Genomic DNA, 10,932 nt, shown 5'->3' on the forward strand with positions numbered 1-10,932 from the left:
GAGTGGGTTTGGTGGATTTAGGAATGTCCTAACCTAAACTTGTAGCGCTATATCTATCAGTTTAGGAGAAATTTTAGCAGCAATTGGAGCGGTAGCTGTGGCAATTTCTAATACTATTAGCAAAGCACGTCTTCATCGAATTCCGGTAGGATTTTTTAATATTATTCGTAATGGTTTTGGAAGTTTTATCTTCTTTATAGCTGCATTATATTTTTATGGCAGCGGTCATTTTATGGAACTATTGTCGCCTTTTTTATGGCAATGGATGTTAATTTATAGCGCAGTTATTATCGTAATAGGTCAAATTCTGTGGTTAAAAGGATTAAGTAAAACCAGTAGTTCTGATGCTTCTATTGCCAGTGCATTTAATCCCATTGCTGGAGTTATAGCAGCCTATTTAATTTTAGGAGAAAAACCCATCGCTGCTCACTATATCGGGGGAGCTATTATTTTAGTTGGAATTATATTGAGCCAAGTCGGGAATAAAAACGAAACTGCTATTAATCAACTTACAGAAAAAGAACATCCTCAGCAAAGAGAAACCGGCTTAGGATTTAAAGGTTTTTAACTATAGTCAGAATTTAGAATTCAGAATTCAGAATTCAGAATTCAGAAGTCAGGAGAAAATAATAGTGCCGATAATTGAGTAATATCATGTCCAGATAATTAGTGATAAAAAAACTTTCTCTTTACTTCTTCTTTCTTCACTCCTAACTCCTGACTCCTGTTCATATTATTTTGCGTTTGACTTTTAATTTTAGACTTTTGACTTAATGACCAATACACCTCTGAATTTGATACTCTAACTAAAATTGTCTTGGGAATAGCTAAAAGTAGTGGATATATTTATTGGACGTGGAAAAACAGCTCGCAGAGCTTACGGAATCGATGAAATTGCCCTAGTTCCTGGGGAACGGACAATCGATCCAAGTTTAGCAGACACTAGATGGAGCATCGGTGGCATTGAAAGAGAAATTCCCATTATTGCTAGTGCAATGGATGGAGTAATTGATGTTAAAATGGCCGTTCTATTATCTGAGTTAGGAGCAATGGGAGTTCTCAACTTAGAAGGTATTCAAACTCGCTATCCTGACCCAGTGCCAATATTAGAAAAAATTAGCTCTGTGGGCAAAGATGAATTTGTGGGTTTAATGCAAGAACTTTATTCAGCTCCAATTCAACCGGAATTAATTTCTCAGAGAATTAAGGAAATCAAAAGCCAAGGCGGCATTGCAGCAGTAAGCCTCACCCCTGCGGGAGCACTGAAATATAGGAAAGTAGTTGCTGATGCTGGTGCAGACTTATTGTTTGTCCAGGCAACAGTTGTTTCCACTGCATTTCTTTCACCTGAGTCAGTGGAAAACCTGGATTTGGTTAAGCTTTGCCAAGAAATGCCTATGCCTGTGGTTTTAGGTAACTGTGTTACTTATGAAGTGGCCTTAAATTTAATGAAGGTAGGAGCTGCAGGGGTGCTAGTAGGTATTGGCCCTGGTGCTGCTTGTACATCTCGTGGTGTTTTAGGTGTAGGAGTTCCTCAAGCTACTGCTGTAGCTGACTGTGCAGCAGCACGAAATGATTTTTACCAAGAAACAGGGAATTATGTCCCAGTTATTGCTGATGGGGGTTTGATTACTGGCGGAGATATTTGTAAATGTATTGCTTGTGGCGCTGATGGGGTGATGATTGGTTCGCCTATAGCTAGGGCTGCAGAAGCACCAGGGCGTGACTATCATTGGGGTATGGCTACTCCTAGTCCCGTTTTGCCACGAGGTACTCGGATTAAGGTTGGTACTACTGGTACTATCAAGCAAATTTTGCGTGGTCCAGCATTATTAGACGATGGCACACATAATTTATTGGGCGCTCTTAAAACAAGCATGGGTACTTTGGGAGCTAAGGATTTGAAAGAAATGCAGCAGGTTGAAGTAGTTATTGCTCCTTCATTGTTGACTGAAGGTAAAGTTTATCAAAAAGCTCAACAATTAGGTATGGGCAAGTAAATTTACGATTACTCTGGTATTATCTGAAAAGAAATGTCAGAATGGAAATAGCGGAGATGCATGTTTCCGTTCACTCCTCACACCACACTCCGCCCAAGCTCAAAAAGTTTGGGCGGTTTCTTATGGCCACTAATAAATCAAATGGCCACACAAGCGTAGATCGGACAAAATTTTTTTGATAGTGATTAAGGTATCACACATTCGGCATAAGCTACTTAATTAATTACTGAATTTTACGTATCACATTTACTATGCAAATCAAGTAAGGTACACATAAATACATAAATTATAGTTACCGAAAAGCTGGGTTAAAAGTCTCGCCGTTCCAGGGCGATTTTGTGTTAAGCTCGGACTGGTTACAATACCTGACTCCCTATTTCGTAGGCTAGATAAATCATCTAGAGGCAAAGAGTCCGAGAAGGTCAAAACTAAGAACCTGTGGTGGCGAAAGCACAGTCAAATTTTGCGTAAGTCCTATTGAATGTTAAATGTTATATGATAATTTGTTAACCTTGATACTAGTTTATACTATACTTTTTATATAGATACATTGGTAGGGTTAAAATCTACCATATTTTTCAGGATTTTATCTTAAATTTTTCCCAATATATTTAAACTAAAATAAATTTAGTGTTTTATGGGAAAAGTTAACTTGCTACAATCAAAAAACACCAAATTAGAATAAAGGTGTTTTGAAACAGATGTAACTGGCAACTGATGAACTGTATAAAAAAAATTTTGAGTTGCACTAAGCCTAGTAAATAGGCACACCTTTGCGGTCAGGCAGACCGTGGCTTGGACTAGCAACCAAGTCTGTAAAGCTTGTGAAGCCAGTCTGACTGATATACTTGGGAGAAATTCTAGGCTTTCGTTAGTACCAAGTTAAGTTTAGTCAAAAGGCAATCTGAAAGAAGCAAGAATTCTACGCCATACCATTTAAAGATTCATATTGAAGGATTAGTAAATAATGACAGCAGCAACTCCAGTCACCGATAGCAGTTTTCAGCAAGAAGTGCTTGACAGTGACGTTCCAGTTTTAGTAGATTTCTGGGCACCTTGGTGCGGGCCATGTCGGATGGTGGCTCCTGTAGTTGAAGAAATTGCAGATCAATATAAAGAAAAAATAAAAGTAGTTAAAGTAAATACGGACGAAAATCCTAATGTAGCAAGCCAGTACGGGATTCGTAGTATTCCTACCTTGATGATTTTCAAGGGAGGCCAAAGAGTTGATATGGTGGTTGGAGCTGTTCCTAAAACTACATTGGCTAACACTATAGAAAAGTATGTCGATAATGGTTGAGAATTTTTGGAACAGATATGTAGAAAGTAGTAGAAAACTGTTTGTGCCCATCAATGTCTAGAACTAATTAAGATAGACTAAACATTTGATGAAGTGTCTCTAGAACAACAGAAAAAACGACCTCAACTGAGATATTTTTATGTTTAGAAGCAGAAAGTAAATCTCAGTTATACTTTCATATGACGAGAGTACAATGCTCTCTAAGGTCTCTAGTAAACTGATATCAATAATTAAACTTTTTTCTTTCTACAGTCTTACTTCTCAAGCAAGTAAGGTAGCATTAACCTATTTTATGACTTAGCCGAGATTCTCAGTGGTCTCGGAAATTTTGTATTTGTATTTATAAATGAGTAGGGCTTGCTGATTAATTCTCAAGCTATTGATTGATATTGGCTTTAGCGTTTTTGATTTGAAAAAAGTACCGGCTTTTCGGTGGCAAGAGCTGCATAAAGCTAGTATTTTAGGATAATTATGGCAGAAAAATTGTCCCTCAATTTTTCCGACTATCTCCTAAATTAACTCCCATTTCTCCTGACTCCTGACTCCTGACTTCTTCCCTAACTCATAAGACTTTTTCAGCAAACCCTAAGTAAGCCCCAATCTGAGAGACTTTTTATTATCAGTTATCAGTTATCAGTGAACCTCCGACTAAAGTCGGAGGCTTGAAAATACTGAATCGATTTTTTTTCATCCCCTTAAAAGGGGAGGCGCATACCCAGAATTTTTCGGTAAAAGGAACGGTTAAATCCAGATCTAGTGGTGTGACACGCCTATAATTTTGTAGTAGTAGGGGAGGCAGACGTGCGCTATTCTTAATTGCTCAACATTAAATTGAGATAAACGCCCCATCCCCCTATGTTAGTCCAGTATTTGACCGTTTCATCTTAAATAGTACATTAGAAAAAATCGGTCAAGCCTTGCCATAACTAAGAATTACACGAAAAAGTTAATGCACAGCTTTAGCTGTGTTAATCCACTAGTATGGCTGTATAAAATTTTTAGTTTTAGATAGATAATAAAAATATAGAAAAATTAAAGTAAATTTTTACTTAATTTACAATAAAGAATAAGGGCGAAATTGGGGGATAAAATACAATTAACTGGGAAAAATGAAAAAACCATCAGCTCACAAATTCCAGTAAAAATTAAAGTTATTAAACATTGGGAAAAAGTTAATGGCCTCAGATTATCAGAAAACAGCAGTTGAGTCTCTTGAGGCAGAAGTGACTAAATTAGTCAAAAGTTTGCCAACCCTAAAGCATGAGAAATGGATTAAGCGATCGCTCTCCACCATTGTCAGCATGGCATCAGAGGAGCTAGACAGACTAGATTGGAAGATATTAGCCACTTCTCTACAGGATATGGAAAAAGGATTTGAGATTTTTTATCCCTATCGCCACATTCGTAAAATTACGATATTTGGTTCTGCACGAACATCCCCAGAAGCTCCAGAATATCAAATGGCCGTAGATTTTGCCCGCCATATTACTCAGCAAGGTTTTATGGTAATGACAGGTGGTGGAGGCGGAATAATGCAAGCTGGCAATGAAGGTGCTGGGGCAGAAAAATCTTTCGGCTTAAATATTCAGTTACCTTTTGAGCAAAAATCAAATCCTTTTATTGAAGGAAAAGAAAAATTAATTAACTTTAAATACTTTTTTACTCGCAAGTTATTTTTCCTCAGAGAAAGTGATGCTTTAGCTTTATTTCCCGGTGGTTTTGGCACTTTAGATGAAGCATTTGAAAGTTTAACATTAACACAAACAGGTAAATATGGCCCAGCGCCGCTAGTGTTAATAGATTGTCCTGGTGGAAACTATTGGCATGACTGGAACGATTTTATTCATAAACAACTGCTTCGGCGTGGTTTGATTAGCCCAGAAGATCCTAGCCTATATACTATTACAGATAACTTGGAAGAGGCTTGTCAAGCGATCGCTAACTTTTACAGGATTTATCATTCAAGTCGTTATGTGGGAGAAAAGTTTGTAATTCGCCTAAATTCAGAACTTTCAGAAAGGGATGTGGATTATTTAAATCAAGAGTTTAAGGATATTTTGACTATAGGAAAAATTGAAAAAAGTAAAGCCTTACCAGAAGAGTCTGGAGATGAAACTGCTCATCTTCCTCGTTTAGTTATGCATTTTAACCAAAAAGATACAGGTAGACTATATCAAATGATTGCCCAGATAAATAAGATGGGAGGAAATATACCAACTCATCCAGAACATAAGTAACACCATTGATCAAAAACTTTTCTACACTTTCTTAAGTCGGGGAGTAGGGGAGTGGGGGAGTGAGGGAGAATTCAACAATTAATAATTAATAATTAATAATTAATAATTACCTCTCCTTGAAAAGAAGAGGATTGACTAATAATGAAAATTTTTATTTATTATCCCCTTAAAAGGAGAGGCTTTAAACCACAATTTTTCGGTAAACATCAGGATTATTAGGACTAACTGGCTAATAATTAGGGAATAAGTTATTTTATCAGTGTTAATTACTTAATAACTGAAGTATTAGCTAAGTATAGCATTTCTTTTAGAAAGGAAAGTGACAGAAGAGGGGTATATTCATAAACAATCCCAGGAATCCAACTGCTTTTTACCTACAAGATTATGAACGTTATCTTAGAGAAGATGGCTTTAAAAAGATAGATTAGTTATGGAAATTATAACCTTAACTCAAGAGACTTGTCGAATCAAATTCAACAATGATGAACTATTGATTTTTGAGAAATCATTGTTAAAAGTGGATCGACATTTTACTGTAAATGATTTTGACGAGATAATACTTGGCATATCAAAAGACGAAGCTCCCAAGCTAGCTCAGATAATTAGGAGGGATCATAAATCGCGAGCAACCAGTAACTTGTTTAGAAACAGACAACCAATTGGTTCCTGCGATTCAATCAAGTACAGAAGGAGTAGTGATTGAGTTAACCTATAAATCTATCCTCGGTCTGCGTAGTGTTCTTAATTAAGTCTGTCATGGCGGGGTTCCCATTCAAGACTTTCAGGTTGAAATTGCATTCAAGAAAGCCACAATTTTCTCTCTTCTTGATTCACTAAACTCTAATGTTATACAAAAAATGGAGTCAGGTCGTCCAGAGCTAATTCTTTTTAAAGACGTCATAAAAATAGATAAAATTTATGACCTAGAGAGCGTTCGCGTGACAGACGATCCCAAAATATCATCAATCAAAAAAGCGTGTCAGTTGATATTGGAGGAGTACAGGTTTTCCTTTTTGCCAGGTGTTTGGAAACAACTTCCTCCAATGTATGGCAAGATTCAATTTATAGCACGTTCAATTTTGTGTCCTTCAGAGCCTTTTTTCAAGTCAAACGTGCAGGGCATAATGTACTCTGATTTAATCTACCTAGTTGCCTATCTCGAACTAGCTCTGAACTCTGCTTTCAACAGTGCTGCTTTTGAAACATTCACTCTTGATTTTGTTAACTCAGTCAGAGAACCACTTTTGGAAACCAAAATTGTTTCCAACACAAAATGGGAGTCAGAAGAATATTTGAAGATTAGGTTGCGGGTATATTCAGGACATCAAGAAGAGAGCAAAAAGCATGACTATCTAGAGATTCAAGGAACTGCAACTACGACCAACGTCCAATCTTTTACTTCATCAATTAGGGACTTTCTATCTGAACTTCCTAAGAAACAGAGACTTAAGCAAGTCTTAAAGTGCTCATTCCCTGTTCCCTAAAGCCATAAATACCATAAATATAAGTACATAACGGGCAGCGGGAAGTGCTATCTCATTATCATTTACGAGAAGCAGTCCGCACCAAAATTACAGTACAATCACAACCACGAGTGATCGCCTCTGGAATATTGCCATTAATTGCTTGTTTCAAAAATCCTTCCTTACTAGCACCAATAACTACAACGTCACAGTGATGAGCATCAGCCAAATCAACTACAGCAGTTGAAACAGAACTAGCACAGACTGAAGTAGCCGTAACTTTTGTATCCAAACGATGCTGAAGAAGCTTTGCTGCTCGTTTCATTTCCTTAATATTAGGCTTAACAGCAGATTTAGTTAAAACTTGACATAAGAAAATTTCTGGTTTCATACTTAAAGAGACCAAGGCAGGCAAAAGCTTTACTGCTGCAGCTTGTGTAGGAATATCTCGAATGGGTACTAACCACCGTTGCCATTCAAAAAAAGAATGCATATAATCAGAAACAAAATTATCTCGATCTGCTTCAAATCTTTCATTAGCATTAGTAATACCTTTGAATATTTCCTCTTTTAACTTCTTACATCCCCACTTCACCACTATTACTTCACAAATAGCTTGTCGTATCAGAGTATCCACAATACTGCCAAAAACACGATCTGAAGCAGAATAGTCATTCTTCCAACCCATCAGTATGAGAGATATATGTCTTTCCTTAACAATTTCCAAAATAGTATCAGCAACATCGTGACCAACCCTAATTTGAGTGTGCATAGGGATTTTCAAATCCTTAGCTATGCGCTCCGCCATTGCTAATAAACGACGACTCTTAGTTGTATCTACCACAGTTTCTGCTGGGGAATTTTGACGAGACACAACCACAACTTGCACGCATTCCAATTCATAATTACGTTGCCGAGCGATCGCAGCAGCTAATCTCAACAATGCGGGAGCAGTACTAGGATTACTTAATGGTACTAATAATCGACCATGTCCTACTTGAGGCGATCGCGTTTGATAAACTATATAAGAAGGCTCTTGAGTATGAATTCCCAGATTTGTCTTAACTGTTTGTTCTGACTCTATTCGGATAATATCAGTATCAGTAATAATTCCTACCAGGTGGCGACCCTCCATCACAGGTAAACGACTCAGTTTGTATTGATGTAAAAGATACAAAACTTCGCTCAGATTATCTGTAGTTTTAACTGTCATGGGATGAGATGTCATAAACTCTTTTAATAGAGTGTCTCCGGGAAGTTCGCGTTTGCGAGTATAAGCTAAATCTGTCTGAGTGACGATACCTACGAGCAAGCCATCATGATCGACTACTGGAAAACCTCGATGATGAGAGCTAGAAAACTTCTGTTTTACCTTATCCAAAGTCAGGTGAAAATCAAGAGTTTCTACAGGAATGTGCATGACTTCATCCGCACTAATATTACTCAAATAATTATTTTTTGACTTCTTCTTCTTGATTGGCAGACCTTTGAAATCTAAAATCCTGTCTGAGAGAGACTTTTGATCTATCTTTTCTGCAGTCAATAAAGCAACAATAGAAACAATCATTAGTGGCAATACTAAGCGAAAATCTTGTGTCTTCTCAAAAATAATTACTACTGCTGTCATTGGTGCCCTTGAAACAGCACAAAAAAATGCACCCATTCCTGCTAGAGCAAAAATTGTTGGTTGTTCCATACCGACTACATTACTTTGGCAAATTCCAACTATCCGACCGAGGGCCGAACCAATAACTAAGGATGGAGCAAAAAACCCCCCAGGAGCACCGGAGCTGGCAGCAAATATTGTCAAGATAGAGTGTTCGATAAAAGCAATGAAACTAAATTGTAAGCTGACTTCGTTACTGCCTAGCAATATTCTTAAAGCTGTATGGTTATGAAATGAATCTGGTAAAAATGCGATAATTAAACCACTAATTAATCCTGTGAGAGCTATTCGCCAAGGTAATGTTAATTTTAGTTGGCGCTCAAATATGAAAGCTGCAATAATTCCTCGACTAAATGCTGTTCCTAATAAACCTGCTAATATTCCCAAAATTATGTAAAAAGGAATTTCTTTGAGGTGTAAAAATCCTGTAATTGAGTGATCTAAGTAACTATTCTTATCTAAGTATAAACTTTCCCCCCCTAGCATTTGGGAAACAACTGCACCAACGAAAGAAGCAATAATTGCTGGCCCCAAGGTAATACCAGAAACATCGTGCATTAGGTCTTCTACTACAAATAAAACTCCAGCGATGGGGGCGTTGAAGCCAGCAGCTAAACCAGCAGCAGCACCACAGGCAATTAGCTGACGACGGTAGTTTGGAGAAGTAGGAACTAAACGACTGATCCAAGCTGCTAAGGATGCACCTATTTGTACTGTTGGGCCTTGTCGCCCTAATGTTAATCCAGAACCCACTGTCACGATGGTAGTAAACATTTTGACAATGGCAATCTCTAAGTTTAACGGAATTCTCATACCTGCGAGGGCAGCTTTTACTTGAGGTACTCCACTTCCTCCTGTTTCTGGTGCTAAACGTTCTACTAAGAAACCTGCAACAAATCCTCCAACCGCGCCAAAAATTGGTAGTAATAACCAGGGTGGATATTTGAGGGATGCAGCTATGCGCAAACTACCTAGCCATCCTGCACCTTCTTTTAGTATAACTGCTGCTAATCCAGAGACCATTCCTATTAAGCAAGCTTCAAAGACTGCTAGACGTTTCGGTCTCAGTAGTGGATAAATAAAGTTTTTGATATGGATTTGAAATTCTTGTTGGATATACTGATGCCACATAACAGAGTTTAGGGTGTTGTTTTGGCAGTATGGAATAAAGTTTTGTGTTTATTCTAGTTCTTACTGGTTATTTTTTATCTTCTTCGTTATTGGTTAATATCAAATCTGGTAGCAGGGGGGCGTGGGGAGTTTAGAGAAAAACTACAATCTCATGGGTTGAATTAACTGTTTGGGGGTTCAATTTTCCCAGATGCCCCACAAACCTATATCTCCCAAATTCAATCCCCCAATAGGTTTCACTCTTAATGAAATAACCATGATTAATGGGAGTACGAATGTTGTGCTTCATGGGATGATAATTTCTATCAACCCAATTTTTCTGATGTGCTTCATGGGATGATAATTTCTACCAACCCAATTTTTCTGATGTGCTTCATGGGATGATAATTTCTATCAACCCAATTTTTCTGATGTGCTTCATGGGATGATAATTTCTATCAACCCAATTTTTCTGACTCCAGTATGTTACTTATTTAATAGCAACCTTATACTATATCATACTCACTAATATTACAGCACTTTGCGACTCTATGAGGTACATCGATCGCGAGCAAGATGCCCGCACTACAATATTTTCACTATTCATCTTGTAAATTGGGTGCATCTCAATTAGACATCTCCGGAAAAGAGGTAGTAGAGAGTAGGCAGTAGAGGAAAAGAATTGATAATTTCTGTGCGATAATTGATTTGATTTTTTATTGTCGGAAATGTCTATTTTGAATAAAGCCAAAAAAATATCGCTTTTGTAACGATTGAATAATAACCAAGAAAACACCAACACCACAGTAGTATTTATGAATTAGAAGAAGAATAAGAAAATATTCACTTGAGAATTTAGTAATGAATCTGACTTATGTGATATTTGCCTGCGATCGAGCAGTAGAAATTCAGCCAGAAAATGAACAGTTTAGGGATAGTCGAAGTTTGGCCAGAGGATTAACTAATAATTTCAAGGGTACTTTTGAAGAGTTTAAAGTGTTTATTCAGGAAACGAAAAACACAGAGCAAAAAGCACAACGACAGCTTTAGGTTCAATCTCTGAACGTAAGCATTTCCTGCGGACTGCTGCGCAAACAGCTATTATAGCAATGAGCGCTGGTATATTTACAAATTACAGTAGGGGCCAAATAGCTAA

7 protein-coding genes are annotated in these 10,932 nt (G+C 37.4%); 6 read left to right on the forward strand and 1 reads right to left on the reverse strand.

Annotated elements, in window-relative coordinates:
* Positions 1-70: 70 nt before the first annotated feature.
* From AC3DU7_RS13665 to AC3DU7_RS13685, 5 genes are all read left to right on the forward strand, one after another.
* The gene (locus AC3DU7_RS13665) at positions 71-568 is read left to right on the forward strand and encodes an EamA family transporter (RefSeq protein WP_488039894.1); all 498 of its coding nucleotides are present in this window, start codon (positions 71-73) and stop codon (positions 566-568) included.
* Positions 569-836: 268 nt separating this feature from the next.
* The gene (locus AC3DU7_RS13670; protein WP_488039888.1) at positions 837-2,000 is read left to right on the forward strand and encodes a GuaB3 family IMP dehydrogenase-related protein; all 1,164 of its coding nucleotides are present in this window, start codon (positions 837-839) and stop codon (positions 1,998-2,000) included.
* Between the two features lie 967 nt (positions 2,001-2,967).
* Positions 2,968-3,300 carry a thioredoxin gene (gene trxA / locus AC3DU7_RS13675; protein ID WP_488039889.1) on the forward strand — a complete coding sequence of 111 codons (333 nt, stop codon included), beginning with the start codon at positions 2,968-2,970 and terminating at the stop codon, positions 3,298-3,300.
* A 1,175-nt stretch (positions 3,301-4,475) separates the two neighbouring features.
* On the forward strand, positions 4,476-5,537 hold the full coding sequence (locus AC3DU7_RS13680; RefSeq protein ID WP_488039890.1) for an LOG family protein: 1,062 nt from the start codon (positions 4,476-4,478) through the stop codon (positions 5,535-5,537).
* Between the two features lie 857 nt (positions 5,538-6,394).
* A complete protein-coding gene (locus AC3DU7_RS13685; RefSeq protein ID WP_488039891.1) occupies positions 6,395-7,021 on the forward strand; it encodes a hypothetical protein in 627 nt (208 codons plus the stop codon).
* Positions 7,022-7,079: 58 nt separating this feature from the next.
* On the opposite strand, the gene AC3DU7_RS13690 is transcribed toward AC3DU7_RS13685, so the two are convergent.
* Positions 7,080-9,797, reverse strand: coding sequence for a chloride channel protein (locus tag AC3DU7_RS13690; RefSeq protein ID WP_488039892.1), 2,718 nt, complete (start codon positions 9,795-9,797; stop codon positions 7,080-7,082).
* Between the two features lie 840 nt (positions 9,798-10,637).
* On the opposite strand from AC3DU7_RS13690, the gene AC3DU7_RS13695 reads away from it, so the two are divergent.
* Positions 10,638-10,826, forward strand: coding sequence for a hypothetical protein (locus AC3DU7_RS13695; RefSeq protein WP_488039893.1), 189 nt, complete (start codon positions 10,638-10,640; stop codon positions 10,824-10,826).
* The last annotated feature ends 106 nt before the right edge of the window (positions 10,827-10,932 follow it).

Source organism: Okeania sp. (assembly GCF_983059655.1).

Coding starts and splice junctions, on each gene's coding strand:
- trxA (WP_488039889.1), top strand. CDS start 2,968: ATGACAGCAGCAACTCCAGTCACCGATAGCAGTTTTCAGCAAGAAGTG.
- AC3DU7_RS13690 (WP_488039892.1), bottom strand. CDS start 9,797: ATGTGGCATCAGTATATCCAACAAGAATTTCAAATCCATATCAAAAAC.
- AC3DU7_RS13685 (WP_488039891.1), top strand. CDS start 6,395: ATGGAGTCAGGTCGTCCAGAGCTAATTCTTTTTAAAGACGTCATAAAA.
- AC3DU7_RS13695 (WP_488039893.1), top strand. CDS start 10,638: ATGAATCTGACTTATGTGATATTTGCCTGCGATCGAGCAGTAGAAATT.
- AC3DU7_RS13680 (WP_488039890.1), top strand. CDS start 4,476: ATGGCCTCAGATTATCAGAAAACAGCAGTTGAGTCTCTTGAGGCAGAA.